This window comes from Geodermatophilus sp. SYSU D00697 (assembly GCF_054050175.1).
On the sequence record NZ_JBJGYV010000002.1, the window covers coordinates 265,319 to 291,932 of the forward strand.

Consider the following 26,614-nt stretch of genomic DNA (forward strand, 5'->3'; position numbering starts at 1 on the left):
CGCTCAGGCCGTCAGACGGTGAGCGACCGCATCCGCGACCGCCCGAGCCATCGGCGGCGGGACCGCATTGCCGATCTGTCGCGCGATCTCGGCCTTGGTGCCGCACCAGAGGTGCCGGTCGTCGAATCCCTGGACGACCGCCGCCTCGGCATGGGTGAGGGCGCGGTTGATCTGCACTCCCCCGTTCTCCCACTGGGGATGCAGGAAACGACCCTTCTCGGGCCGAAAGAACTCCGTTCGCATGGTGACCGCGGGCTCGTCCCACTTGAGCCGACCGAGGACGTCACCGGCACCTCTGGTGTGCCTTCGCCAGCAGGGGTACTGAAGGTCCTCAGGGAGATGGAGCCTGCTTTGGCCTGGCGCGATGTGGGCGTACCGGATCTGGGAGGTGAGGCTGTAGTCATGGGTCACGTGCAGGTCCCGAAGCTTGAAAGCTCCCGGGACCTCGTGCCCCTGGAAGTCGATCCGGCTCTCCGGTAGCCAAGTTCTTCGAACCTGGGGCTCAAGGAGTACTGGCCCCCCCAGGAACGCCTCTCTCAGGCCCACCCACCGACTCCGACCTTCGACCGGTGTCTTCGCATGAGTGGCGAAGGGGTCAGACACGGGACCGACGCGTGAGCCGACGATGATGGTGCGAATCCGTTTCTGTGGCGTGCCGAAGTCGGCCGCGTTGAGCCTGAACACACGCGTGCGGAAGTCCGACAGCTCGCCGTCCTCACTCGCGGACTGCCTGAGGAGCCCGAACTCCGGTGTCTTGGCGAAGCGGTCGACGTTCTCGAAGACGAACATCTGCGCACCTGATGCCCGCACGACGCGAATGAACTCTCGCCACAGCTGGTTCCGCAGATCCGCGGGGTCACGTTTGCCGAGGGCAGAGAACCCCTGACAGGGGGGACCGCCGATCACCAGGTCGACCTTGGGGACGTCGCTGTAGTCGGCGATGTCCCCAGCGAAGGTGTGGCGTCCCTCCGGGTCGAAGTTCGCCGCGTACGTCGCCGCGGCAGCGCCATCGATCTCCACGGCGCCGACGCCGACAAAAGCGCCCTGGTCGAGAAAACCGCGGGTCATCCCCCCACAACCGGCGAACAGGTCGAGCATCGTGAACCTGATCCCCCGCACGAGCTCACGCTAGCCGGCGCCACCGACAGTCACCGCTGACGACGCGCCGCGATGATCGACGTCACCTAGGAGCCTCCAGCGCAGCCAACACTCTCGCCAGTGCCTCCTCGGGCGCCTCGTGCTCCCACACCTCGATGACGGTCCACCCGAGGCCCTCGAGGTGCGCGCGGGTCTCTTCGTCGCGCGACTTGTTCTTTTCGATCTTCTGGCGCCACCAGTCGGCGTTCGAGGCGGGCCAGCTGGCATGAATCGGGCAGCCGTGCCAGAAGCAGCCGTGGACGTTGACCGCGACGTGCGCCTTGGTGAACGCGATGTCGAGCTTCCGTCTCGGCATGCCAGGGACCGGCCAGCCGACCCGGTACCGCTTTCCCCGCCTGTGCAGCAAACGTCGCAACACCAACTCAGGACCCGTGTCGGCGCGCGCCTGCTTGCTCATCCGGGCCGCGACACCCGGTGAGCTGGCGCTGGGTCGTTCAGCCGTCCCGTCAGTCACAACCCTGCGACTCGAGCAGCGAGTGCAGGTGGAGCGCGATCGCCCTCGCCAGTCCGGGTGGCACGGCGTTACCGATCTGTCGCGCAATCTGAGTCCGCGTGCCCACGAATGAGAAGTCGTCAGGGAACGATTGCAGGCGAGCGGCCTCCCGGTGCGTGATCGGGCGATGCGCAACAGGATGCAGGTAGCGCCCCTTCTCCGGCTTGTTGAACTCGGTTCTGATCGTGCCGCTCGGCTTCTCCCACCACAAACGCCCCATGACGTCCGTCGTACCGGTCGGCTTCTCCTTCCAGCAACGAGGGGTGATCTCAGGCGCCTCGCGCATCAGGTCGAATCGATTTCCTCCGTAGGGGATCGTTCGATATCGACGCAGTGATGTGGGGTCGACCTTCTCCCGCACGAAGTGAAGATCCTGCCGCCCCGTCTCATCGACACCCGGGGCCGTCCGCTCGGGCATCGACTCCAGGCCCTGGAACGCATCCGCCACGGTTCTGTAAGGAGTGAGACTCTCAGAATCAGGCCCGTGCGTTTTACGCGGCGGCCACGGAACGGGTGCATCACCTCGAACCGCCATGAAGATCCCCCGCCGCCGGTTCTGCGGAACGCCGTAGTCGGCGGCGTTCAGCACGCCGAAGTTGAACTTGTACTTGGACAGCTCCGGGTCGGTGACCATGAGCTGCAGGAGCTTCGCGAACTGTGCCGACTTCTGGAACTGAGGCACGTTCTCAATGACGAAGCCACGCGGCTTCACCAGCCGCACGGCCCGCAGATACTGCTCCCACAAGGCGTTCAACTTGGCCCGCGCATCCGCGCCACGGTTTTTGCCCAGCGGAGAGAACCCCTGACAAGGCGGGCCACCGAGGATGACGTCCGCGTCCTCGAACTCGGACAGGTCTTCGATGGGGCCATCGTGCACAGGGCACCCGAAGTTCTGCTTGAACGTTCGAGCGGCGGCGGGGTCGACCTCCACGGCCTGAACCGGCTTGAACCCGAGTCCTGCCAGCTCGAAGCCCAGGCTCAGTCCACCCGCCCCTGCGAACAGATCGAGCGTGCGGATCTCATCGAGCGTGCCGCTCACCGGGCCCCCCTTTGGTACGTCACCTGGAGCCTAGGTTGAACGAGGGGTACGACAGCTCCGACCCGCCGGCCGGTCCACTGGTGACCGATGGCGCAACGGGGTACCCCGCCGCCATCTTGCGCGGACGCCATCCGGCGAGACCCTGCCTGACACAGGACCTCTCCGGGAGCCCGGGACAGCACGCAAGTCTTGTCCCCCTGGGCCGCCACGGTCCGTACGGACCGACGTATCGGACGCGAGTCGGCCCGAAAATCCCTGCGTCGAGCCTCGGACCAAACAGTGCAGGGCAGTCGTGCTTCTCTGGCGTAGATGCAGTTCTCGCCGCCCCTCACACGGGACATGAGCCACCAAGAGCACCGGGGTCACCCGGCGCCCACGAACATCTTCAGGCGGCCAGCATCACGCAGGCGTTCGGACCCGAGACGCAGCGTGATTGACTCGCGTTACTACCCTTCTCGGGGCACGCCAACGGAGGGAACCCCGTGACAACCAGCTCAGCGGAACAGGTCGACCAACTCTACAAGGTCTTTCTGCAGTTCACGCAGTCGATGACGCCGCATGACGCCGTGAAGAACCTCCAACTGTTCGGGGCGGACGAGTCGATCATCCGGGCGGTCCGCGAGCGACATGAGGCGGAGAGCCTCAAGATCCGCAACCTCGACGAACCGACGTCAGTGTTCCTGGACGGTCGGCGGACGTGGTACACGGGCCCCGACATGGACAACGACCGCAACTGGCCGGCGCTGGCGTCCTCGATGCGGCGCAAGGGGTTCGGCGAGGAGAACATCGCCTCGATCGACAAGTCCTCCACCAAGATCGTGGCCCTGCTCGACCACCCGAAGCAGGACAGCTTCCGCACCCGCGGGTTGGTGGTCGGCTTCGTCCAGTCGGGCAAGACCACGAACTTCACCGCGGTCATGGCGAAGGCAGCAGATCGTGGCTACAAGCTGTTCATCGTCCTCTCGGGCATCCACAACACCCTCCGGCGGCAGACCCAGATCCGCCTCGTCAAGGACCTCGTCGAGGCCAATCCGGCGCAGTGGCACCAGGTCACGAACGAGACCCATGACTTCGTGCCGCCGCCGAACCCCAAGGCCTTCTTCGCCTCCAGCGACCAGTCCCTCCTCCTGGTGGTGAAGAAGAACGCCGCCGTCCTGCGCAAGCTGCGCACGTGGCTCGCGAAGGCGGGCGAGTACCTCGAGAACTGCCCCACGCTGATCATCGACGACGAGGCGGATCAGTCGACGGTGGCGACCACGAAGATCAATCCCCTCCTCTTCGACGTCCTCGACAAGTTCCCCAAGGTCGGCTACGTGGGCTACACGGCGACGCCGTTCGCCAACCTGCTGATCGACCCGTCCGTCGAGGAGGACTTCTATCCCCGGGACTTCATCGTCAACCTCCCCCAGCCGCACGGGTACCACGGCACGGAGGTCCTGTTCGGACGAGATCTCCTCGACGGTGAGGACGCCGCCGACCTGCCCGGCGGTTACGACATGGTCCGGACCGTCCCGGACGACGAGGTGGACGACCTCAAGCCGCGCAACAAGAAGGAGGCCGGGACCTTCCAGCCGGCGGTGACGCACTCCCTGCAGGCAGCGGTGGAGTGGTTCTGGCTGGCGACCGCGGCTCGGCGGGCGCGAGGCAGTGGGAACCCGCACTCGACGATGCTGGTGCACACGACGACCGAGACGGCCGTGCACGAGGCGTTCAAGGAGCCGCTGCTCCACCTCCGCACCACGGTGATGCGCCGACTCGGTGAGGGAGACGAGAGAACGCTCGACCGTCTGCGCGCCACCTGGGACCGTGAGACGGAGCTGGTGCGCGCTGCGGACTTCGGCGAGGAGAAGGTCCCGTTCGAGGTGGTGGCGCAGCACCTGCCGGCCGTCGTTCGTGAGACCAAGGTGGTGATCGACAACTACCGCAGCACGGACCGGCTGAACTACGAGTCCGGTCCGGTCACCGCGATCGCGGTGGGCGGGAACACCCTCTCGCGCGGGCTGACCCTCGAGGGCCTGGTGTCCAGCCTCTTCGTGCGTGCCGTGTCGGCCTACGACACGCTTCTGCAGATGGGTCGGTGGTTTGGCTACCGCAGTGGATATGCCGACCTGCCGCGGATCTGGATGACCGAGGAGCTGGCCGAGTGGTTCAGCCACCTCGCGACGGTCGAGGCCGACATGCGCCGGGACATCGACCGGTACATGCACAATCCGGCAGAGACGCCGTTGACCTTCGCGGTCCGGCTGCGCTCGCACCCGAAGATGAGCATCACCTCCAAGGCGAAGATGAAGTCGGCGGTCCTCGCCCACGCCGCCTACGGCGGGACTCTGGTGGAAACCCGCTTCTTCGACGTGACACCGGGCGGAAAGGCGGCCCTGCAGGCCAATGCCGCCGCCGCTCGGGCCCTGATCGGCAACGCGGAACGACACGGCCTCCGGGAGACCGCGCCGCGCTCCGAGACCGCCGTCTTCACCCGGGTCCCGCACGAGGACATCACCGCGTTTCTGGGTACGTACTCCTTCCACGAGCGCTCCGAGGACGGCGACCGCGGACGCCTCCTGGACTACATCGGCAAGCGGGTCCGGAGCGGCGCGCTGAAGCACTGGAGCGTGGCCGTGGTGGGGAACTCGTCCCCCGCCGCCAAGACGGAGCGCTGCGACCTCGGCAGCGGCGTGCAGGTGCGGATGGTGAAGCGCGCTCGACTCGGTCAGGAGTCTGAGGTCGTCTTCGACGGGGTCGCGGACATCAAGACGCTCAGCAGCCGGCGGGACGAGACGATCGACCTGGACGTCGACGGCAGGGACGTGGGCAACCGCGACGACATCCTCGGCCTGCGTGCCGAGCAGCGACCCGACCAGGGCCTGCTGCTCCTCTACCCGATCGAACCGGAGTCGCGGACCGGCACGCAGGGACGCCTTCCGTTGAACGCGCCGACCGACGACGTCGTGGTCGGTGTCGCGCTCGTCTTCCCGCGGCCCCTGCCCGGGACGTCGGACTCGGACGTCGAGTACTGGAGCGCCGACCTGTCCGGTGTCGCCGTCGAGGAAGAGGACACCTCGGTACTGGACTACGACGACGAGGCCGCGTGACGGTCGACGGCGAACAACTCGATCGCCTCTGGACGGCGGCGGCCGGACGGCCGGTCGTCTCGGCGTTCCGGACAGCCGCCGTCGGGGTGGACACCGCACAGGGCCCGCTCCTCGCCGGTGTCGACGCACACGGGCGCCGACACCTGCTCGTCCCGATCGCCGGCCGGCACACGCTGCGGGAGGAACTGGGCGGAAAGGCCGTCGTTCTCCGACGGCGCGCCCTCGAGGACGAACGGCGCTACCAGGAGTACGCCTCGCTCGAGCTCGTCGACGAGCGCCTGGACGAGCTCTTCACCGCCCTCTGCGTCGAGGTGTCGGATCGCGTCGCCGCTGAACCCGAGCGCGCGGTCGGGGCACTGCGTGAGGTACTCAAGGACTGGAAGGCCCTGCTCGCCGGCAACCGTGAGGTCCTCGGCCCGTCCGCCCTGGCCGGCCTCTTCGGCGAGCTCCAGCTCCTGCGGTCGCTGCTCGAACAGAACCCGGGCGCCGTCGCCTTCTGGACCGGACCCACCGGTTCGGCGCAGGACTTCCACCGTGGTCTCCGTGCCGTGGAGGTCAAGACGACGACGTCCCCCGAGGGCAGGGTCGTCACCGTCCACGGCGCGGACCAACTCGACGTCGCGCCGCCCGGTCGTCTGGTCCTGCACTGGTCGCGACTGCAGTCGGGCGAGGGGGTCTCGCTCCCCGAGCTCGTGGCGGAGCTGCTCGGGCGCACGGACGACGCCGGTCGACTTCGGGGACTGCTGCGCACCGTCGGTTACGACGAGGCCGACAGCGAGCTGTACGGCCGTCATCGCTTCGAGGTGGTCGAGCAACGTACGTACCTCGTCGGTCCGGGCTTCCCCCGCATCGTGCCCGCCGGGCTGTCCGGGGACGCGGTTCTCGGCGGGGTCGGGCCCATCGGGTACACGGTGGACCTCGACGCCGCCGCGGCGGAGGGGCACCGCACCGACATGGACCCGGCGGTCTTCCTGCTGGAGCGCTCGTGACGACGCCGCGATGGTGGTCCCAGCCATTTCCGCCGACCGGAGCAATCGCCTCCGAAGGCATCCGTAACCAGCTGGGTCGCCCTCCGGTCGACCCGCTCACCGTGTTCGTCCGGGAGACGGCGCAGAACTCGTGGGACGCCCGCCTTCCGGGGATGGAGACGGTCTACCGCCTCGAGCTGACCACCGTCGCGCCGACCCACCGGCCGACCTGGGAGCGGCTGCTCACCCCGCCCGCGGGCGCACAGGAGCACCTGGGCGTCGGGCGCGCCGTCCGGACGCCGAACCTGCGTTTGCTGTCGGTGGTCGACCGGGGCACAAAGGGGCTCGGTGGACCCACTCGGGCCGACCAGCTCGCCGCCGGCCGCCGCGACTGGATCTCCTTCGTCCTCAACGTCGGGGAGAAGCGGGACACGGCGATGGGAGGCGGCACCTACGGCTACGGCAAGGCCGTGCTGTACCGCCTGTCCCGTGTGGGGACGATCCTTGTCTACACGAGGACGCTGGACGAGGAGACCGGCGTCCTCTCCTCCCGGCTGATCGGCATCGCCCTGGGCAGTTCCTTCGACAGCCACGAGCGGGTCGACGCGGAGAGCAGGCCCTTCACCGGACGTCACTGGTGGGGCGACGTCCGCGACGACCACGTCGAGCCCCTGGTAGGTAGCGAGGCGGACGACATCGCACGGGCACTGGGGCTGACTCCCTTCGGCCCGGAGGAGTCGGGGACCACCCTGGTCGTCCTCGACCCCGACCTGGACGACTTCGACGACGTGGAACACGCCGCCCGGCACCTGGCCGAGACCATCGCGTGGCAGCTGTGGCCGATCATGCTGCCCGAGCGAGGCACCGAGCGGCTTCTCCCCGACGTCACCGCGGCCGGTCGTTCGTTCCCCGTCCCGGACCCCGCCCGGCTCTACCCACTGCGGATGTTCGTCAACGCCTACCGCCGGTTGCCGACCGACTCCGCGACGACGCTGGAGAGCGGCAACCCGAAGAAGCGCCTGGGCCGCTTCGCCCTCGAGCGAGCGGTCGTCGTCCCGATGTCCCCGGGTGACGCGTCCGCCGCCGCGAGTTACGCGGGAGTCGAGGGCGACCCCCACCACGTCTGCCTGATGCGGGCACCGGAGCTCGTCGTCCGCTACCACGAAGGCCCCACCACGAGCTCCGTCCACAGCGTCTATGCGGGTGTCTTCCGGGCCGACGACGAGATGGACGCTGTCTATGCGGCCTCGGAACCGCCCACCCACGACCACTGGGTCTACGAGCAGCTGACGGGACACGCGCGCACCTTCGTCAGAGTCACGTTCACGCGCCTCAGGGAGCAGTTGGCCGTCTTCCGCGCACCGGTGCAGGGAGCGGTGTCGACCACGTCACGGGCGGCCTTGGGGGCCGCCAGCAACTACCTGGGTGGACTGGTCGCTGCGGCGTTCGCCGGCTCCGACGGCAGCGGAGGGAGCCTGGCGGTCAACGGCCGTCCGGGTGCGTCAGGGACCAGGACCGCGGGACACCGCGACGGCGGCAGCGGGACGGGCGGATCCGACGGCACCACCTCGGGTCCGTCGCCCAGAGCGCGGGTCACGGTGTTGAGCGAACCTCGCATCCAGGAGTCGGAAGGAGCGATCGTCCTGGTCGCGCGCTACGGTGTCGCGGCCGAAGGTCCCGTCCGGTTGGAGGCGCGCCTGGCGATTGTGACCTGGGAGGGCCGCGAGGACGATCCTCCTGCCGGCGCCGCTCGGCCACGGGTCGTGCACTGGCGGACCGCGCAGAGCACGATCGCCGAGGAGGCTTGCACCGTCGATGGACCCGCCGAGGTCGAACTCGTGGTGCTCCCCGTGCCGGACACGGCGACCGACGTCAGCGTCGTCGCCACCTCGTTGACGGACGTCAGTACCGCGAGTTCACCGTGACGCGGGTGTTCCCGTTCCTGCGGCCACCGGACGACGTCGTCACGGCCGGCCCGTGGTCGCGTCTCACGCCGGACGGGAGCGAGCTCCTGCCGGACACGCTCCTCGACTGGGACTACAGCACCACGTTGTCCCTCCACCGGCCAACGTCGGTGGACGGCCTCCGGCTCCGACGGCTGAGCGGCCTGACCGAGGACGCGGAGGTCGACTTGAGCGTCCAGTGGCACGCGACCAGTTCCCTCCTGCGCGGTCTCGCATGGCGGATGCCACTGCCCGCCGAGGACGGATTCGAGGCCCCGATCGACTTCCGGCTGCCCGGCGACGACCTCGGCGGCACCCTGGAACTGATCACCAACATCACGCTGCGGACGCCAGGGTCCGGGCGGTCACGGGCAGCCGCGAGCCGGCCCGGGAGCGTGCTCTGGTCGGACCGACAGCGCGTGCTCCTCGAGGGTGAGAACACCCTCTTCCCCATCGCGACCGCCGACTTCCACGACCTGCCCTATCCGACCGGCGCGGGGTGGTACCTGCACATCGACGAGGACCTCGACGGCGCAGCTCTCGGTTCGATCCTCCTGCTGGTCAACGAGCGCCACGAGGTGGTCATGCGCGCCGTGGAGGCCGCCGGGTCACCGACGGAGGCGGACCGTCGCGTCCTCTCGGTCCTGCGGGCCGACGTCCTGAGACTGCTGGTGGAACGAGCGCTCACCGACGAGGACCTGAAGGAGGAGACCGACTACTCAGTCGGTTCGCTCGGGGCGCTGCTCACGACTGTCGTGCGGAACGCCTTTCCTGCCTTCTCGATGGAGGCGCTGCGCCGGGAGCGACAGACGGCGCCCGCGCTCTTCGGCAGCCGACTGCAGGAGACGTCACAGCTGTTGGTGGACCCGTGAGCGTCCTCTATCCCCGACTGCTTGGCGACGCGGCTCGTGAGCTGCACCAGCAACACCTCGAGGCATCGGTGACAGAGCTCAGCAGCCGGCACGCCTTGCGCCACCCGTCGGCGGTGTTCGCCGCGACAGGCGGTCGGCGCGTCACCCCCGAGGAGCTGGACCGCCTCCGCAACGACGTCCTCGAGGTCGCCACACGAGCAGGCTTCCCCCAGGGAGTACGCCGACAGGACCGCGTCACCTTCGACCTGGAGATCGCTCAACTCCTGCACGAGCGGTGTGGGTTGGTCGCGGGCGAAGCCGCCGTGAGGCCGATCTGGGCCTTCCTGGCGCTTGTCCTGCTGCCCGACGTCTCGTACTGGCGATACCCGCGTCCTCCCGGGGACCGTGTGCTCGGCACCGACATCACCCGTCACGTCTGGGGCCGGCTGTGGTGGCGCGCGCATTTGCTGGCCGTCCCTCAGCAGTACAGGCGGTACCGCTTGCTGGACACCTTCGGCGAGGCCGCGTTCGACCAGATCTTCGCGCGCCGGCGGTCCATCGGCGGGAGCCGCGCCATGGTCCGAATAATCGCGGAGGTCTGGCCCTCCGTCGATCGTGGCGGAGTTCCCGAGCGTGAGGTTCTCGTCGACGTCCTCAAGCGCCTCTCCCGACTGGGAGCCGTAGTCGACTTCGAGTCCCTCGACTCCGCCGAGCTGCGGAGCCAGGTCATGGGGGTTGTGGCCGAGTCCGTGGGACTGCTCGGCGCCCAACTGTCGGCCACCGGACCTCGGCACGCCGGCGTCTAGGCCGTGTTTGAGAAGTCGCTCGCCGCGCCGATCGGGCGTGTTGGTGCCGGGAAGTAGGCGAGGTTTCCGGTAGAGGGATCAACGACCAAGAAGACCCTCACCACGGAGACCTCGTGGACGGCACCCTACCGGCCGGTGCCCGCCACGACCTGACCGACGAGCAGTGGATGATCCTGGCGGCACTGCTCCCGGGCAGGCCACGGACGGGCCGACCTCGTCGCTGGACGTTGCGCCAGCTGATCAACGGCATCCGCTTCCGCACCCGCACCGGTTGCCCGTGGCGGGACCTGCCCGAGCGCTACGGCACCTGGCAGTGCGTCTACGGGCTGTTCCGCGCCTGGCAGCTGGCCGGCCGCTGGGCAGCGATCGAGACCGCGCTGCAGGCGGTGGCCAACGAGCTCGGGCTGATCGACTGGACGGTGTCGGTGGACTCCACCGTCAACCGGGCCCACCAGCACGCCGCCGGTGCTCGCCGCCATCCCGAAGGGCAAGTCCAGCCGCCGGTCGGCGAACCGGCCGACCATGCGCTGGGCCGCTCCCGCGGCGGCTTGACGACCAAGGTGCACCTGGCCGTCGAGGCCGGCCGCAAGCCGTTGGCCACGGCGCTCACCGCCGGCCAGGCCGCCGACAGCCCGCAGTTCACCGTGGTCCTCGGCCGGATCCGAGTACCGCGACGATCCGGGCCCGGACGGCCCCGGACTCGGCCGGACCGAGTGCTGGCCGATCGCGCGTACTCCAGCCGCGGCAACCGCGCCTACCTGCGTCGACGCGGGGTCCCGGCGACCATCCCGAACAAGGTCGATCAGCTGGCCCACCGCCGGGCGAAGGGCTCGGCCGGCGGCCGGCTACCGGCGTTTGACCGGGACCGCTACCGACAGCGGCACGCCGTCGAATGCGGCATCAACCGGCACAAGCAGAACCGCGCCTTCGCCACCCGATACGACAAGCTCGCCGTCCGCTACGACGCCACCGTCGAGATCACCAACATCAACATCTATCTCCTATCTCCGCGACTTATCGAACAGGGCCTAGCTGCTGCTGCAGCGGGTGGCCGCCGAACTGGTCGGCGTCCTCTGCTCGCTCGCCGCCACGGTGGCCGTGGACGCCGAGGCCCGGCGCTGGCTGCCCGGCTACGTCGCCGCGAGCACGTAGCGCGGGACGTTCGGCACCGTCGTCCGCCGTCCAGCACGAGGACGCTCACGCATGCGACGACACCACGGCCGCACGGCACGAGAGGAGCCGGGAGATGTACGCCCGTTCCACCACCCTGATGATCTTCCCCGCGTCGATGGACGAGGCCATCGCCTACATGGGCGACGAGGTCTGGCCGGCGATGCGCGACATGGACGGCTGCATCGGCCTGTCCATGATGTGCGACCGCGAGAGCGGCAAGTACATCGCCACCTCGGCCTGGGAGGACCGGCAGGCCATGCAGGCCAGCGACCAGCACGTCCATCCCATGCGCGAGGCGATGGTCGACCGCTTCGGCGCCGGCGTCGCCGAGCCGGAGGTCCGCGAGTGGGAGATCGCCGTCCTGCACCGCGAGCACCAGGCCCCCGACGGCGCCTGTTGCCGGATCACCTGGGTCCGCACCGACCCCAGCCGGGTCGACCAGCTGCTCGACGTGTACCGCACCAGGCTGATGCCGCGGATCCAGGAGATGCGCGGCTTCTGCAGCCTCAGCATGCTGGTCGACCGCGACAGCGGCCGCGCCGTCGGCACGACGGTGTTCGAGAGCCGCGCCGCCCTCGAGGGGTCCCGGGAGCAGGCCCGCATGCTGCGGGAGGAGAGCGTCAACGTCATGGGCGTCGACATCCTCGACGTCGCGGAGATGGAGCTGGTCTTCGCCCACCTGCGGGTGCCCGAGACCGTCTGACCCCGTCGAACCCCCGCGCGCCCGAGGGGCCCGGCCGGCGCCGGACCCCTCAGCCGGGTGTCTCAGACGGTCTCGTTGAAGTCGACCGCCTGCTGGAGCAGCGCGGCCCCCTCCCGGACGTCGACGACCGGGTGCAGGGTGAACTCCAGGTACGGCGAGAAGATCGCGCAGTCCTTCCCGACCGCGGTCGGGTCATCGGACTCGAGCACGGCGAAGCCGCCCGACCCGTCGACCCGGCTGAGGAACTGGTGGACGGTCGTGGCGGGCGTCCACTTGCTGAACACCTCGAGCGAGCGCTTGAGCGACACCAGGTTCTCCTGCGCGGACGCGCCACTACGGCTCTTCCACTCCAACAGGTACTTCATCGCGAGCCTCCCTCGGTGGACAGGGCTCCTGCCGGTCCACTCGAGACCCGGCCGCTGGTGCCGGCCGGGGCCCCGGGCGACGGCGCGGAGCACCCGGGAGCGTCCCGCCGCGGGTCCCCGCCCTCAAGCCCGATCGATGCGGCGGGCAGCCGGTCCCGGCGATCCTCCCTACCGGTCGCCCGCCGGACACCGACCGTGCCTGGGCGCCGCCGGGAGGTCGCGGCGACCGCGAGCCCTCGGCCGGAGTCGTCCACCTCGACCGCAGCTCGCCCTTGGAGCTCCCGTGTCCCGCACCCCGGCGGCGGTGCTCGCCATCCTCCTCACGGCCGCCTGCACTGCCGGAGACGACGTGCGGCCGGACGACACCCCTCCCCTTCCCCGGACCGTGCTCGCCACGGTCGACCTGGACGACGCGGTCGGCACCGACGTCGTCTACTACGACCTCGCGCCCAGCCCCGACGGCCCACCGGTCGCCCTGGTCGGCGCCGAGGACGCTGAGCGGAGCTGGCTGGTCCGGCTGGCCGGCACCGCCGCCCCCACGGTCGACGCCGTCCCCGCGGTGGCCCCGGACAGCCGGCTCGTGATCGACGACGACGGCGCGGCCCTCATCGTGAGCACAGAGCTGACCAGGGTCACCGACACCGCCACCGCCGTCCCGCTCCCCCTCGGCGGCCCGCCCACCGCGGTCACCCTCGACGGCGACACCCTCTACGTCGCCCGCGACACCCGCCTGGCCGCCGTCGACGCCACCACCGGGGCCGTCCGGACCACCGCTGTCACCGCGGCGCCCGTCACCCACCTCGCCACGGCGCCGGACGACGGCCTCGTCGCGCTCGTCGTCGAGCCGAGGGTGGGCGGCGGCACCGGAGCCGCCCTCGCCCGCCTCACCCCCGACCTCCGCCCGGACGGCGCCCCGGTGGAACTCGTTCCCGAGCGGGTCAGTACCCCCACGGCGCTCCAGGTCACCGCCGACGGCACCGCCGTGGCCACCGTCTACGTCGGCGAGGCGCTCGAGGACGGACGGTTGGTCACCGTCGTCGACGGCCGGGTGCGCACCGCGGTCGACCTGGAGGGCACCGACGACACCGCGCTCGACCTCGCCGTCGACACCGGCGGCCGCGTCGCCTACGTCGTGCTGTCGGCCAGCTACTCCCCGGCCGAGCTGACCGCGGTCGACCTGGACACCGGCGAGCGGACGGGGGTCGTCTCGCTGTGCGGAGGCGCGGGCGTCTTCGGCGCGGTCGCCCCGTCCGCCGACGGCAGCCTCACCGTCGCGGGCGCCTGTCTCGGCACGGCCGGCCGCCGGACCACCGCCTTCGTCGTCGGGTGACGCAGCGCGGCGACAGCGCCCCGGTGTCACCCCCCGGGTGCTCGTGGCATCACCCGCTCAGCAGCAGCGCACCGTGTGCTGCGGAAGTGCCACGCTCGTAGCCGTGGAGGTCACCTCGCGCCAGTTGCGGAACGACACCGCCGGCGTGCTGCGCCGCGCCGCCGCGGGCGAGTCCGTGCAGATCACCGTCAACGGCGAGCCGGTCGCCGAGCTCGGGCCGCTCCGCACCCACCGGTCGCACTGGACCGCCAGTTCGCTCCTGGTCGAGCGACTCGCGAACATCCAGGCCGATCCCGCTCTCGGCGAGGAGCTGCGGGCCCTCTCCGGCGGAACGGACGAGCTCGGACCGATCGAGTGACCCGCGGCCTGCTGGACACCAGCGTGTTCATCGCCCGCGAGGGTCGTGGACTCGACGTCGCACGCATGCCCGACGAGGTCGCCGTCTCGGTGATCACCTACGCGGAGCTGCGGGCCGGCGTCCTCGCCGCCTCGGACCTGTCGGTGCGATCCCGTGGGCTTCCCACCCTGCAGACCGTCGGCGACCTGAACCCGTTACCGGTCGCCGACGCCTGGGCCGAGCTCCGTCTGCGCCTCGCCGGATCGGGCAGGCGGATGAACGTCAACGACACCTGGATCGCTGCCACTGCGCTCGCCCACGATGTCCCGGTCGTCAGCCAGGACGCCGACTTCGACGTCCTCGCCGACCTCGCCGGGCTCCGCGTCGTCCACGTCTGACGAACGCCCGTCCCGGGCCCGGGACGGCAGTCAGCCGCTCGGCGTACGTGGCCGGCTGCAGCAACGCGGCGACCTTCAGCTTGCGCGTGAGCAGGCCGCTGTCGAAGACGAACTGCGGCGCTCCGTCGTCTCCATGTCCGGCGCCACCCACTCCCCGCCGCCACCCCGAGGTCGAGCCGGGTCAGGTGCGACATGGTGGGTGGGAGGTCAGGTAGGTCGGGCTGGGCACCAGCCGTCCGTCGAGTCGCTGCACAGCTCCGTGCATCTCGATCACCGTCGCCCGGCAGCCCGCCTCTGCCGACCCAGGGACAGCGGACGCCTCCGACACGAGTCGGTGGGCGCGAGCCCCGGTGGCAGAAGGGTCACCCGGACAGGCGACGTCGCTTAGTCCGCCGCCTGCGCGGGCTCCTCATCGTTGCCGCGCCAGCGGAGCGCGCGCCCAGCGATGCCGCTGGAGAGCTTGTCCGTCACCGACTTCGCTCGGCCGAGGGTCTCGCTCCCCAGGCGCATGGAGGCATCGACGCCCTCGGCGCCGGTCTCGAACACCCTGTCCCGGAACTCCGTGGCGGCCGACGTCCAGGCCCTCGCCTCCACCGACTGCCCACCGGACTCGATCCCGAGCCGACCGTGGAAGTCGGTGACGGCGAGCGCGACCTGCTCCCTCGCCCGCACGATGGCCGGCGACTGGAGGGGGTTCAGCAGCACCTTGGCGTTCGCCGTGCCCGCTGCCGCATCCATGCGGGCCAGCAGCTCCTGGGTCGACTGCGTGATGGTCTCGAGACGCTTCTGCCGGACGGCCTTGAGCCCGAGACGATGTCCGTCGAGATCGTCGGGGGCCACCTCCAGCACCCGGTCGAGTTCGAGCACGGCGATCGCGTCCTGCAGCTGGAAGCACCGGGCCAGGACGGCGAGCCAGTCCTGAGTCTTGGCCTCGGCCTTCTTCGCCGTCTCGGCGAGGTCACCGACCTTGGTCGTGCGCTCCAGCTTCTCGGCGAGCGCGTCGAGCTGACGCAGCGCGTACGCCTGGGTGCGCGCGATGGTCGCCGAAGACCCCTGCACCTTCGACCATGTGACCTCGTTGACCCGGCCCCCGTGCTCGCGCAGGGTCATCGCCTCGTCGATGTCGAAGCCCACGCCGATCATGTCCGCCAGGACGGCGTCCTCCTGGGCGCGGAGCACGTCGTCGAGCTTGGCGTCGATCGTGGCGAGGTAGTCGGTGATCTCGTCCATGGTCTGCTGCATCGCGAGCTGCGCCATGAGCCCCGCCGCACCGGAGAGCACAGCCGGGTTCTTGGACAGCTGCGACACGGAGTCCTTCGCGAAGCCGACGAGTCCACCGGCCTGCCCGTTGCCCTTGCCGGCCTTCACCACGGCGGTGCTGACACCGGACGCCGGGCTCTTCTTCAGCCCGTGCTTCTCGAGCAGGTGCTTGGACTCCTTGGTCAGCTCCACCCAGCGACCCGCCATCTCCGCGATCTCGGGATACACCTGGGCGACCTGGGCACCCGCCTTGAAGACGGCTCCGAGACGAGGCAGTCCGAGATCCTTCGACGCCAGTCGCTCAGCGGCGAGGAAGAGGTCGACGGCAGTCGGATTCCCGATGACCGCCAAGCCATCGCCGTCACTGATCAGCTGAACGTCGGCATCCACCGTGGGCTCCTCGAACGCGGGTAGGGGAACGCCCTGCGAAGGAGGCAGCGAGTCGGGCTCCTCACAGGCGCCGGCCAGGCACTCACTGGCGGCTGGCACGCGTTGCGATGCACTCTGCCCGAGCGGAACGCCACTGTGACGCAACCTGCGCGGAGCAGTCCTCCGGACCGGGCGCACGTGCCTCAGGAGCCCCGAGCGCCGCTGCTGTGTCGACCCGCACAGGGAGAGGGCGGCGGTCCGACGCGAGGTGAGCCGGGCCTGCGGCAGCAGGGTGCTCTGCCCGTTCACCAGCTCGGCCAGCACGCCCGGGTCGCGCCTCGAGGGGAGAACGAGGTCAGCTCGAGCGCGTCCTGCTCGGTGCCCAGTCCTCCTCGACCCGAGAGGCAGGGAGGCAGCGGGTCCCGTCGAAGGTCAGCAGAGGATCGGCACCCACGCCGGAGCGGGCCGGGTCCACCTCGACGGTCGCGCCGGCGTTGGCGTCAGGCGAACAGGCCGCGGATGTCCTCGGCCGTCAGTGCACCGGACAGCGCGCCGCCGTCGTCGTCGTCCAGCACCCGGGCGAACAGGTCGCGCTTGCGCTCCTGCAGCGCCAGCACCTTCTGCTCGATGGTGTCCGCGGCGACCAGCCGGTAGACCATCACGGTCTTGTCCTGCCCGATCCGGTGTGTGCGGTCGACGGCCTGCGCATCCGCCACCGGGTTCCACCACGGGTCGAGCACGAAGACGTAGTCGTCCTCGGTCAGGTTCAGCCCGAACCCGCCGACCTTGCTCGACCCGATGCCAGCACAGGCCACGTCGACCAGCGAGGCGTCGAGGGTCAGCTGCCGCAGCAAGGTGCTGGCCGCAGGCAGCGCCAACGGCATCGGCGATCCGCTTCTCCGGAGCCGGTACAACGTCCGGCCCGTTGCTTGACCCCCAGCTCTGGCACCTCGACGGCATGACACCGCACCTGGACCCCGCACCGGACCGGCTCTGCGACCTGATCCGCTACGGCCATACCGAGCACGGCCTCGGGCGAGGACTCACGGACGACGCCCTCGCGGCGGTCGCTGCGTCCGCCGACGCCTTCTGCGCCCCTACGCGCACTGGACGAGGTCTGCGCCGCTGGCCGAGCTGACCGGGGCGCGCCTCGATCGCAGGTCCGACGACGTCGAGCACGGTGCCGCGATCGTCGACCGCGGGTCGGCACATCCTTGAATCGCGACACCGCCGACCAAAGGATCGCGTGTCAAAGTTCAATGGCGATCCCGGTCATGAAAGGTTTCCCGCATGGCACGCTGGCTCGACGCCGTCTGGGAGCACTCCGACGTGACCATGGTGCCGCGCGCCGACCGGCTGTCCGGCCCCTACTGCACGTACGGGCCTGACGGCGTCACCGCCCGCCCCCTGCGCATGTCGCGCGAGGCCACTCACGCCGCGACGGTGGCCGAACGAGCGGTTCGAGAGCTGGACAAGGGGCGAGGAGCGCGAGCCCTCGAAGGGCTCGCCCGCTTCCTCCTGCGCTCCGAAGCGATCGCCAGTTCCCTCATCGAAGGCATCGCCCCGTCACCCCAGCAAGTGGCGCTCGCCGAGCTGGCCCAGGACGAAGACGTACGCGGTTTCAGCGACCAGGCACGCCTCGTGGCCAACAACATCACGGTCCTGCGCAGGGCGAGCGAAGAGCTCGCACGGGTGGACGCCGTCACCGTTGCCGATGTCGAAGCGCTGCACCGTGCGCTCCTGCCCGACGAGCGCCACCACGGTCTCCGGCGGGTCCAGAACTGGATCGGTGGCTCGTCCTGGCATCCGCTGTCCGCCGAGTTCGTCCCACCACCACCGGAGCTGGTTCCCGGCCTGATGGCGGACCTCGTCGACTACGTGAACGGCTCCGTTCATGCGCCGCTCGTCCAGGCCGGGATCGTGCACGCCCAGTTCGAGACCATCCACCCGTTCACGGACGGGAACGGGCGTGTCGGTCGAGCCCTGATCCACACGGTGCTCACCCGCCGCGGGCTCACGCCGTCGGCAGTCTTGCCGGTGAGCCTCGTACTGGCCACGCTCCGCGATCGATACGTCCAAGGGCTCACGTCCTACCGGTACGTGGGTCCGCCGGAGTCGGACCAGGCAGCCGACGGCGTGGCTGCCTGGCTGGACCTGTTCCTGCATGCGGCGACGGTGGCAGCCGAACAGGCGAGCCTGTTCGCCGCGCAGATCAGCGAGCTGCAGGCGGAGTGGGGGGTGAAGCTGGCGGAACACCGCGCCGCACAGGGACGACGCGAGACACCTCGTGCCGACTCGGCGACCTCGCGCATCCTGCGCACCTTGCCGGAGGTGCCCGTCATGACCACCCGCACGGCCCAACGACGATTGGACGTCTCGTTCCCCGCTGCACGGGCCGCCCTCGAGGAACTCGCGGATGCCGGCATCCTCACCCGCCGATCCGTCGAACGCGGCACGACCGGCTACACCGCCACGGACGTGTTCTCGGTCGTCACCCGCGCCGAGCGGCAACTGGCCAGCACGCGCTGGGACACGCGCCTCGCCCCACCCAACCGTTCCGTTCCAGCGCCGCCACGACCGTGAGCTGCGACCTCGGCGAACTCCGCCTCGTCCCCGTCGGAGCGGACCGCACTGCAGTCACGCGAACAGGCCGCGGATGTCCTCGGCCGTCAGCGCGCCGGACAGCGCACCGCCGTCGTCGTCCAGCACCCGTGCGAACAGGTCCCGCTTGCGTTCCTGCAACGCCAGGACCTTCTGCTCGATCGTGTCCGCGGCGACCAGCCGGTAGACCATCACCGCCTTGTCCTGGCCGATCCGGTGCGTGCGGTCGACCGCCTGCGCCTCCGCCGCCGGGTTCCACCACGGGTCGAGCACGAAGACGTAGTCGGCCTCGGTCAGGTTCAGTCCGAACCCGCCGGCCTTGAGGCTGATCAGGAACACCGGGGCCTGACCGGAGCGGAACGAGTCGATCACCCGCTGCCGGTCGCGGGTGCTGCCGTCGAGGTAGGCGTACGGCAACCCTGAGGCGTCCAGCCGCCCGCGCACCGTGCCCAGGAAACCGGTGAACGAGCTGAACACCAGCGCGCGGTGCCCCTCGGCGACCACCTCCTGCAGGTGCTTGAGGAACGCGTCGGCCTTGCTCGACCCGATGCCGGCGTAGGTGTCGTCGACCAGCGCCGGGTCGAGCGCGAGCTGCCGCAGCAACGTCAGCGACCGGAAGATGGTGAACCGGTTGGACTGCAGGTCGTCGACCAGGCCGAGCACCTTCCGGCGCTCCCGCTGCAGGTGCGTGTCGTAGACCTTGCGGTGCTTCGGGGTGAGGGCCACCTCGAGCACCTGCTCCTGCTTGGGCGGCAGCTCGGCGGCCACCTGCTCCTTGGTGCGGCGGCGCATCAGCGGCCGGATCCGCCGGCGCAGCGCGGCCAGCACCTCGGCGTCGCCGCCCCGCTCGATCGGCGTCCGGTAGTGCTCGGTGAACCGTTTCGGGCTGGGGAACAGCCCGGGCGCGACGATCGAGAGCATGGACCACAGGTCCATCAGGTTGTTCTCCACCGGCGTCCCGGTGATCGCCAGCTTGAAGCGCGCGGGCAGCCGTCGCGCCGCGGCGTAGGTCTTGGCCTGGTGGTTCTTCACGAACTGCGCCTCATCGAGGACCAGCCCGCTCCACGGTAGCGCGCGGTACTCCTCCTCCCCCAGCCGCAGCAGCGTGTACGAGGTGACGACCAGGTCCGCGCCCTCGACCACCTCGGCCAGGGACGTACCGCGCTTGCGGCCGGTGGCCTCGACGGTCCGGACGGCGAGGCCGGGCGCGAACCGGGCCGCCTCCCGCGCCCAGTTCGACACCACGCTGGTGGGCGCCACCGCCAGCACCGGCGCGGTCAGCTCCCCGGCCTCCCGCGCCCGGCAGACCAGCGCCAGCGTCTGCAGGGTCTTGCCCAGGCCCATGTCGTCGGCGAGCACCCCGCCCAGCCCGGCGTCCCACAGCACCGACAGCCACTGGTAGCCCTGCAGCTGGTACGGGCGCAGCTGCGCGGCCAGCCCGGCGGGCGCCGCGGGTGGGGCCGCGTCGTCGACGTCCAGCAGCGTCCGGACGTCACGCGCCCACCGCTCGCTCTGCTCGGCCACGACCCCCAGCTCGACCAGCTCGTCCCACAGCCCGGCCTGGTAGCGGCTGATCCGCAGCCCCGGGCCGTCGGCGTCCTGCAGCGCCTTCGCCTCGACGATCAGCTTGCGCAGCCGGTCGAGCTCCGGGCGGCGGACGTCGAACAGGGTGCCGCTGGGCAGCAGCAGGAACTCCTCCCCCGCCGCCAGCGCCGCGAACAGCGGGGCGAACGGGATGTCCTCGCCGTCCACCGTGACCGTCACGCCGAGGTCGAACCAGTCGCCGTCCTCACCGCCCGTGGCGGACACGCTCACCACCGGGGCCGCCTCGGCCCGCCGGTAGTCCGCCGGCTCCCCGGTCACCTCGACGAGCACGCCGGCGTCCGCGAGTCGGGGCAGGAACTCGGTGGTCAGGACGGCGGCGTCCACCCCCGACAGCTCGGCGACCGGCACCGGCCGCGGGTGCGCGCCGACGTGCCAGATCCGCAGCAGCCGGTCCGGCGGCGCGGGCAGGGCGCGCAGCAGCCGATCCTCCGCGGCGCCGTCCCGGCCGGCGTCCGGGCCGCCCGGAGCCAGCGGCACCCGCCGGACGTCGTCGCCCGTGCGGTAGAGCACCGACCAGGTGAGCCGGGCCCGGTGGCCGGGCGCGTGCTCGACGGACAGGCACAGCTGCGGCGGCAGCACCTCGGGCAGGTCCACCGAGCCGTCGGACGAGCGCACTAGCAGGGCACGGCGCAGCGCCGGATAGAAGTGGGTGAGGAAGCGGGCGCGGTCGGCCGCGGGCACCCGCACGGGACCGCCGATGACCAGCCGCTCCACCTGCCGCGGCACCCGCTGCACCGGGACGAGGGCCAGGCCGTCGGGCGGGACGAGCTCCTCCGGCAGCCCGTCGACACCGGGGACGAGCGCGATGCCGTGCGGCGGGCTGCCAAGCAGCAGCCCCGCCGGCGCCGGGACGCTGACGTCGTGCCCCAGGTCGACGACCGGCTCCACCCGCAGGCCGGCCTCGCCGTCGCGGCGCACGTCCACGGCGAGCGCGCCCGGCTCGGGGACGACCGAGACGGCGCCGCTGCGGGTGGTCAGGAGGGTCACGCCCGCGTCGGCGGCCCGCTGGAGGGCCGGCCAGAGCTCCGGGCCGAACTCCTCCAGCCGCACCGGCACGTCAGCGGAGCCGTAGGACCAGCCGGAGCCGGGACGCTCGTCGGCGGCCCGGTGCGCCCGGTGCAGCCCCTGCAGCGCCTCGACGTGCGCCGGGTTGCGCTGCCCCGCCCAGTCGTAAGGCAGGGTCCGCCAGGACACGCCCGTGCGGATCCAGCGGCCGTTCCGGCCGGGCACGACCGGGCGCAGCCGCACCGACACCTCGGCCGCGCCGGTGCGCCGGTTCCCCCTCTCGACGTCGAACTGCAGCGCGATGGGGGTGCCCGCGCCCGACCCGGCCGACGGAGGAGGCTGCAGGTCGGCCAGCGCGAGCTCCCAGTCCGGCGGGCGGGACGCCGGGGCCGGTGCCAGGGTCCGCCGGGCCGCGACGAGGAGAGCGGCGACGTGCTTGCAGTCGAGGCCGACCGGGCAGCTGCACTCCCCCCACCACCGGCGCTCGGCGCCGTCGTACTCGGCCACCGTCCGGTAGGCCCGCCCCTGGCTGCCGGCCACCACGCCCTCGACCCGGCCGATCGCGCGGTAGGAGGAGACCTCCGAGACCCGGCCCTCGCGTGCGTACGCGGCTCCGCGCAGCCAGGCCTGGTCACCGACCGAGCGGCGGAGAACGCCGTCGGTGAGCGCCGGTCGCAGCTCCTCCTGCACGCGCCCGAGGCTACGGCGGCCCGGGGACGCGGGAACCGCTCGTCCACAGTCGCCGAGGCCCGTCACGCCGGCGGGCCGCAGTAGCGTCCGTCGGCGATGCCGAAGAGCAAGAAGCGAGCCAAGTCCCGCCGTCCGCAGCAGCGCCGCGCGTCGCCGGAGACGGATCTCCTGGACGCCCTGCGCGACGGCGTCGACTCCCCCACTCCCGGTCCGCTGCTCGGCGCCGTCGGCCTGCTGCTGTCCGTGGCTGCCGGGGCCGACGACCCGGGGGCCACGCTCGAGGACCTCGTCCGGAGCCTGGCCGGCGTCGACCGGGTCGAGACGTCGGCCGCCCTGCTCGCGATCGCCACCCTCACCGTCGACGCCGAACTGCGCCGGCGGGTGCGCCGCGAGATCGCCGAGCGCGGGCACGTGCTCCCCCGCTGGCTCGCCGAGCTCGACCGCACCGAGCCCGTCGATCGGGCGGTCGAGGTCAGCACGGTGTTCCGGGACGCCGACGAGCTGCTCGTGGGCGTCACTACGCCCGGCGGCCATCCCCTCACCGCCGTCGTCCGCATCGACAACGAGCTCGGCGCCGTCGCCACCGACGGGTACGTCGCGCAGGCCCCGCTCGCGTCGGTGGTCGGGCTGCTGGTCGAGGACGACGACCCGGACGTCCGCGTGCGCGACATCTCCCCCGCGGACGCCCGCGCCCGCATCGCCGCGGCCCTCGCCGAGCTCGATCTCGGACCCGGGCGGGTCGGGTCCGAGCGGTTGGCCGAATCGCGCCCGCTGGTCGAGTGGGTGCTGTCGCTGCTCCCCGAGGGCGGCCAGGGCTTCGTGCTGCAGGAGCTGTCGGCGGACGAGCTCGACCAGGTCGCCGACGGCTTCCTCGCCGGTCCCTGGGGTTCCTCGTGGTCGGACGACGACCTGCGGCCGCTCCTGGACGAGGTGCTGGCGGTGGGCAGCGCCAACGGCATCGGGGATCCGCTCGTCTGGAGTCCGGACAACGTCGGCCGACTGCTCGATCCGCGGTTGCTGTACCTCGACGGCACGACGCCGCACCTCGACCGCGCGCCGGAGCTGCTCCGGGACCTGATCCGCCATGGGCACGCCGCGCGCGGCCTCTGGCAGGAGCTCACGGACGACGCCCTGGCGGCGGTCGACGCATCCGCAGACGCCTTCCGTGCCGCCGTGCGCGAGGAGTGACCTCGACACCCCGCTGACCTGCGGAGACTGTCAGACCCCGTGGCTACCGTGCAGCCATGGAAGACGGAGGGGTGCCGCGGCCGCCGGAGGGCGGCGAGCCGATGCCCTTCCTGCCATCGGACGTGGTGTCGCCGCAGGCGGCCGAGCTCGAGTTGGTCTGCGACATCTGGTCGGCCGACGCGCACATGGCCCGCGAGCACGCCCGGCAGGCCGCCACCATCGCCGAGCTGGCGCGCCGGCGCTCGGTCGAGCGGGACACCGCCTTCGGCCTCCGCGGCGGGCCGGGGCCGGACTCCCGCGCGATGCGCCCGGCCGCGCTTGCCGACGTGTCCGACGACTTCGTCTCCGAGCTCGCGATCATCCGTCACTGCTCGGAAGCCGAGGCCGGCCGGCTGGCGGCCGAGTCGATCCTGCTCACCACCAAGCTGGCCGCGACCTGGTCAGAGCTGTACGCCGGGCGGCTGACGGTGCGCAAGGCACGCATCCTGCTCGACCTGCTCGGCGACGCCGACGACGCCGTCGCCGCGGGGGTCCAGGCACGCGTGCTCCGGGCTGCCGAGGAGTGCCCGCCGGGCCGGCTGGCCGACCGGGCCCGCTACCACCTGTACCGGCTGGACGCCGAGGCCAAAGAGCGCCGCCGGAGGGAGGCCGAGCGCTCGGCCGACGTGCACGTCGAGCGCACTGCCGACGACCTGGGCCGGCTGGTCGTCGAGGGGCCGCTGTCCGCCGTGCACGCCGCTCGCGACGCGGTCGATCAGTACGCGCGGTGGATGCGTGCCGACGGGGACGACCGGCCGATGGGCGTGCTGCGCTCCGCCGCGGCACTGGACCTGATCCTCCGGCCCTGGGACACCAGCCGCCCACCCGTGACCGCGCAGTTGCTCATCCACGCCGCGCTGCCCTCGCTGCGGCCCGATGGGCCGGCCGGGGCCTCGCCGGCCGAGATTGACGGGTGGTTCAAATCCGCCACCCACTGGCGGGAGCTGCTCGCCTCCCTCGGCATGCTGGACCTCGGGTCAGCCCCGGCGGGCGGGTCGGTCCACGTCGCGATCGACGACCCGGCCACCGGCGAGACCATCGCCGTGGCCACCCGCGCCGAGCTCCGCCGCGCCGCCGGCCGGGGTCGCCGGATCCGCCGCCGCGGCCGGGAGGCGGGCAGCCGCCCCGCCGAGCGCACGGGGCTGGTCGCCGAGGCGGCCGGCGGGACGGGCCGAGCCGGCGGAGCGGGCAGGACAGGTGCGGCCCGACCGAACGGCCCGACCTGCGAAACAGGTGCAGCCGGACCGAACGGCCCGACCTGCGGAACAGGTGCAGCCGGCGGCAGGGGCGACGGGCCCGGCCTGCGGCCTCCACCACCGAGCCGCTGCTACCGGCCCTCCGCCGCGCAGCGCCGCCTGGTCACGGTCCGCGACCGGCACTGCCGCATGCCCGGCTGCCGCCGCCGGCCCGGCCGCTGCGACATCGACCACGGGCAGCCGTTCGCCGCCGGCGGCCCCACCGCCTGCTGGAATCTCTGCTGCGTCTGCCGGCGGCACCACCGGATCAAGACGTTCGCCCGCGGCTGGTCCTTCGCGCTGCTGCCCGATGGTCGGCTCATCGTCCGCACGCCGTCGGGGGTCTCCCGCTCCACCCGACCACCCGGCTGGTGCCACGACCCCGAACCCGATCCGCCCTGGCTCGACGACCTCGCGCCACCCGACCCGCTGCGCCGGTGAGGGCCTGCCCACGGTTCACGACGAGCTCGCTCCCGTCGGACGTGTCGACCTGTCGAGGTGCGCCATGTCCACTGCCCACGAGATCCGGTGCCGTCCCGGGGCGGCCGCCTGCCGCCGGGCCGGGTCGACGGCGACGTCCGGACGCACACACCGCCGGCGGCGCTACCGTCCGATGGTGAGTTCCGCGGACGAGAGCCGACCCACGTGGGGCCGCCTGGCGCGGACGGCCCGGCTCGCCGCGCTGCCGGCCGCCTACGCCGGGCGCACCGCCGTCGGGATCGGCAAGCGCATCGGCGGGCGCCCCGCGGAGGTCGTCGCCGCGCAGGTGCAGCAGCGCACCGCCGAGCAGCTGTTCGCCACCCTGGGCCACCTCAAGGGCGGGGCGATGAAGGTCGGCCAGGCGTTGTCGGCCATGGAGTCCGCGCTGCCCGAGCAGCTGGCCGGCCCCTACCGGGAGACGCTGGTCCGGCTGCAGGAGGCGGCGCCGGCCATGCCGACCGCGCGGGTCCACGAGCAGCTCGCCGCCTCACTCGGGCCCGCCTGGCGCCAAACGCTCCACGACTTCGACGACCGGCCCGTCGCCGCGGCCAGCATCGGGCAGGTGCACCGCGCCACCTGGGCCGACGGCACGCCGGTCGCCGTCAAGGTCCAGTACCCGGGCGCCGCCGAGGCGCTGGTCGCCGACCTGGGGAACCTGCAGGTCCTGACCCCGGTCATGAAGGCGGCCGTGCCCGGCCTCGACGCCCGCGAGCTGTTCGCCGAGCTGCGCGAACGCCTCGTCGAGGAGGCCGACTACGCCCACGAGGCCGAGGCGCAGCGGGCCTTCGCCGACGCCTATAGCGGCGACCCCGACATCTGCGTCCCCGACGTCCTCGCCGTCCAGCACCAGGTGCTGGTCACCGAGTGGGTCGGCGGCACTCCCCTGTCGCGCGTCATCGCCGACGGCAGCCAGGACGACCGGGACCGCGCCGGCCAGCTCCTCGTCCGCCTGCTCGCCTCCGGCCCCGTCCGCGCCCACCGGATGCACGGCGACCCGCACCCCGGCAACTTCCGCCTGCTGCCCGACCGTCGGCTCGCCGTCCTCGACTTCGGCTCGACCCAGGCCATGCCGCACGGCTGGCCCGACCGGCTCGGCCCGCTGCTCGCCGCCGGGCGGGACGGCGACGCCACCACCCTGCACCGCATCGCCGCCGGACACCTCCTCGAGCCCGGCAGCGTGACGCCGCACGCCCTGCTCGACCTGCTCGACCCCTACGTCGAGCCGCTGCGCACGAACGAATACCGGTTCACGCGAAGGTGGATGCAGGAGCAGACCCGCCGCGCCTCCGACCCGCTCAGCACCGCCGCCCGCACCCAGCGCCGGCTGACCATCCCGCCGCACTACCTGCTGCTGCAGCGGGTGGCCGCCGAGCTGGTCGGGGTCCTGTGCTCGCTCGGCGCCACCGTCGCTGTGGACGCCGAGGTCCGGCGCTGGCTGCCCGGCTACGAGCCCGTTGACCGGCCCGTGACGTAGGACGAGCCTGCCGAC

20 protein-coding genes and 1 pseudogene are annotated in these 26,614 nt (G+C 71.7%); 14 read left to right on the forward strand and 7 right to left on the reverse strand.

The annotated features are described in order from the left end of the window. Nucleotides 1–3 precede the first annotated feature (3 nt). From ACI79C_RS03195 to ACI79C_RS03205, 3 genes are all read right to left on the reverse strand, one after another. Nucleotides 4–1,098, reverse strand: coding sequence for a DNA cytosine methyltransferase (locus ACI79C_RS03195; protein WP_456944158.1), 1,095 nt, complete (start codon nt 1,096–1,098; stop codon nt 4–6). Nucleotides 1,099–1,180: 82 nt separating this feature from the next. Then, nucleotides 1,181–1,555, reverse strand: coding sequence for a very short patch repair endonuclease (locus ACI79C_RS03200; protein WP_456944159.1), 375 nt, complete (start codon nt 1,553–1,555; stop codon nt 1,181–1,183). A gap of 49 nt (nt 1,556–1,604) precedes the next feature. After that, the gene (locus ACI79C_RS03205; RefSeq protein WP_456944160.1) at nt 1,605–2,690 is read right to left on the reverse strand and encodes a DNA cytosine methyltransferase; all 1,086 of its coding nucleotides are present in this window, start codon (nt 2,688–2,690) and stop codon (nt 1,605–1,607) included. 482 nt (nt 2,691–3,172) lie between these two features. Between ACI79C_RS03205 and ACI79C_RS03210 the strand changes: the two genes are divergently transcribed. The 7 genes and pseudogenes from ACI79C_RS03210 to ACI79C_RS03240 all read left to right on the forward strand — a co-directional run bounded on the left by ACI79C_RS03210 (nt 3,173) and on the right by ACI79C_RS03240 (nt 12,223). Next, entirely contained in the window at nt 3,173–5,779 is a 2,607-nt protein-coding gene (locus ACI79C_RS03210) for a Z1 domain-containing protein (protein WP_456944161.1), read from the forward strand. Continuing rightward, nucleotides 5,776–6,768, forward strand: coding sequence for a PD-(D/E)XK motif protein (locus ACI79C_RS03215; protein ID WP_456944162.1), 993 nt, complete (start codon nt 5,776–5,778; stop codon nt 6,766–6,768). Before ACI79C_RS03210 ends, ACI79C_RS03215 begins: the two co-directional genes overlap by 4 nt. Before the next feature lie 101 nt (nt 6,769–6,869). Next, entirely contained in the window at nt 6,870–8,672 is a 1,803-nt protein-coding gene (locus ACI79C_RS03220; protein WP_456944163.1) for a hypothetical protein, read from the forward strand. 5 nt (nt 8,673–8,677) lie between these two features. Then, nucleotides 8,678–9,562 (forward strand): hypothetical protein, encoded by an 885-nt coding sequence (locus ACI79C_RS03225; protein WP_456944164.1) that lies wholly within the window; start codon nt 8,678–8,680, stop codon nt 9,560–9,562. After that, nucleotides 9,559–10,347 (forward strand): DUF6339 family protein, encoded by a 789-nt coding sequence (locus tag ACI79C_RS03230; RefSeq protein WP_456944165.1) that lies wholly within the window; start codon nt 9,559–9,561, stop codon nt 10,345–10,347. Before ACI79C_RS03225 ends, ACI79C_RS03230 begins: the two co-directional genes overlap by 4 nt. Before the next feature lie 113 nt (nt 10,348–10,460). Beyond that, nucleotides 10,461–11,348: pseudogene (locus tag ACI79C_RS03235) on the forward strand (IS5 family transposase); the annotation flags it as partial. Between the two features lie 245 nt (nt 11,349–11,593). Continuing rightward, complete coding sequence (locus tag ACI79C_RS03240; protein ID WP_456944166.1) at nt 11,594–12,223, forward strand: antibiotic biosynthesis monooxygenase; 630 nt, start codon at nt 11,594–11,596, stop codon at nt 12,221–12,223. A gap of 62 nt (nt 12,224–12,285) precedes the next feature. Here the strand turns inward: ACI79C_RS03240 and ACI79C_RS03245 are convergent, their stop codons facing one another. Beyond that, a complete protein-coding gene (locus ACI79C_RS03245) occupies nt 12,286–12,588 on the reverse strand; it encodes a DUF3303 domain-containing protein (RefSeq protein ID WP_456944167.1) in 303 nt (100 codons plus the stop codon). Between the two features lie 283 nt (nt 12,589–12,871). On the opposite strand from ACI79C_RS03245, the gene ACI79C_RS03250 reads away from it, so the two are divergent. From ACI79C_RS03250 to ACI79C_RS03260, 3 genes are all read left to right on the forward strand, one after another. Next, the gene (locus ACI79C_RS03250) at nt 12,872–13,918 is read left to right on the forward strand and encodes a hypothetical protein (RefSeq protein WP_456944168.1); all 1,047 of its coding nucleotides are present in this window, start codon (nt 12,872–12,874) and stop codon (nt 13,916–13,918) included. 103 nt (nt 13,919–14,021) lie between these two features. Beyond that, the gene (locus ACI79C_RS03255; protein WP_456944169.1) at nt 14,022–14,276 is read left to right on the forward strand and encodes a type II toxin-antitoxin system Phd/YefM family antitoxin; all 255 of its coding nucleotides are present in this window, start codon (nt 14,022–14,024) and stop codon (nt 14,274–14,276) included. Continuing rightward, the gene (locus ACI79C_RS03260) at nt 14,273–14,653 is read left to right on the forward strand and encodes a PIN domain-containing protein (protein ID WP_456944170.1); all 381 of its coding nucleotides are present in this window, start codon (nt 14,273–14,275) and stop codon (nt 14,651–14,653) included. Before ACI79C_RS03255 ends, ACI79C_RS03260 begins: the two co-directional genes overlap by 4 nt. Nucleotides 14,654–15,037: 384 nt before the next feature. Here the strand turns inward: ACI79C_RS03260 and ACI79C_RS03265 are convergent, their stop codons facing one another. Both ACI79C_RS03265 and ACI79C_RS03270 read right to left on the reverse strand, forming a co-directional pair. Beyond that, nucleotides 15,038–16,303 carry a hypothetical protein gene (locus ACI79C_RS03265; RefSeq protein WP_456944171.1) on the reverse strand — a complete coding sequence of 422 codons (1,266 nt, stop codon included), beginning with the start codon at nt 16,301–16,303 and terminating at the stop codon, nt 15,038–15,040. 479 nt (nt 16,304–16,782) lie between these two features. Further along, nucleotides 16,783–17,166 (reverse strand): helicase-related protein, encoded by a 384-nt coding sequence (locus ACI79C_RS03270; protein WP_456944172.1) that lies wholly within the window; start codon nt 17,164–17,166, stop codon nt 16,783–16,785. A 406-nt stretch (nt 17,167–17,572) separates the two neighbouring features. Here ACI79C_RS03270 and ACI79C_RS03275 point away from each other — a divergent pair, with 406 nt between their 5' ends. Continuing rightward, the gene (locus ACI79C_RS03275) at nt 17,573–18,865 is read left to right on the forward strand and encodes a Fic family protein (protein ID WP_456944173.1); all 1,293 of its coding nucleotides are present in this window, start codon (nt 17,573–17,575) and stop codon (nt 18,863–18,865) included. A gap of 54 nt (nt 18,866–18,919) precedes the next feature. Here ACI79C_RS03275 and ACI79C_RS03280 read toward each other — a convergent pair whose 3' ends face one another. Next, nucleotides 18,920–22,183: a DEAD/DEAH box helicase gene (locus ACI79C_RS03280; protein ID WP_456944174.1), complete on the reverse strand. Its 3,264-nt coding sequence runs from the start codon at nt 22,181–22,183 to the stop codon at nt 18,920–18,922. A gap of 96 nt (nt 22,184–22,279) precedes the next feature. On the opposite strand from ACI79C_RS03280, the gene ACI79C_RS03285 reads away from it, so the two are divergent. The 3 genes from ACI79C_RS03285 (at nt 22,280) to ACI79C_RS03295 (ending at nt 26,599) form a co-directional block, all read left to right on the forward strand. Beyond that, nucleotides 22,280–23,371 carry a hypothetical protein gene (locus ACI79C_RS03285; protein WP_456944175.1) on the forward strand — a complete coding sequence of 364 codons (1,092 nt, stop codon included), beginning with the start codon at nt 22,280–22,282 and terminating at the stop codon, nt 23,369–23,371. A 56-nt stretch (nt 23,372–23,427) separates the two neighbouring features. Then, nucleotides 23,428–25,086: an HNH endonuclease signature motif containing protein gene (locus ACI79C_RS03290; protein ID WP_456944176.1), complete on the forward strand. Its 1,659-nt coding sequence runs from the start codon at nt 23,428–23,430 to the stop codon at nt 25,084–25,086. Nucleotides 25,087–25,261: 175 nt separating this feature from the next. Beyond that, entirely contained in the window at nt 25,262–26,599 is a 1,338-nt protein-coding gene (locus ACI79C_RS03295; protein WP_456944177.1) for an ABC1 kinase family protein, read from the forward strand. Nucleotides 26,600–26,614 lie beyond the last annotated feature (15 nt).

Coding starts and splice junctions, on each gene's coding strand:
- ACI79C_RS03195 (WP_456944158.1), bottom strand. CDS start 1,098: ATGCTCGACCTGTTCGCCGGTTGTGGGGGGATGACCCGCGGTTTTCTC.
- ACI79C_RS03200 (WP_456944159.1), bottom strand. CDS start 1,555: ATGAGCAAGCAGGCGCGCGCCGACACGGGTCCTGAGTTGGTGTTGCGA.
- ACI79C_RS03240 (WP_456944166.1), top strand. CDS start 11,594: ATGTACGCCCGTTCCACCACCCTGATGATCTTCCCCGCGTCGATGGAC.
- ACI79C_RS03245 (WP_456944167.1), bottom strand. CDS start 12,588: ATGAAGTACCTGTTGGAGTGGAAGAGCCGTAGTGGCGCGTCCGCGCAG.
- ACI79C_RS03270 (WP_456944172.1), bottom strand. CDS start 17,166: ATGCCGTTGGCGCTGCCTGCGGCCAGCACCTTGCTGCGGCAGCTGACC.
- ACI79C_RS03275 (WP_456944173.1), top strand. CDS start 17,573: ATGGCACGCTGGCTCGACGCCGTCTGGGAGCACTCCGACGTGACCATG.
- ACI79C_RS03285 (WP_456944175.1), top strand. CDS start 22,280: ATGCCGAAGAGCAAGAAGCGAGCCAAGTCCCGCCGTCCGCAGCAGCGC.
- ACI79C_RS03290 (WP_456944176.1), top strand. CDS start 23,428: ATGGAAGACGGAGGGGTGCCGCGGCCGCCGGAGGGCGGCGAGCCGATG.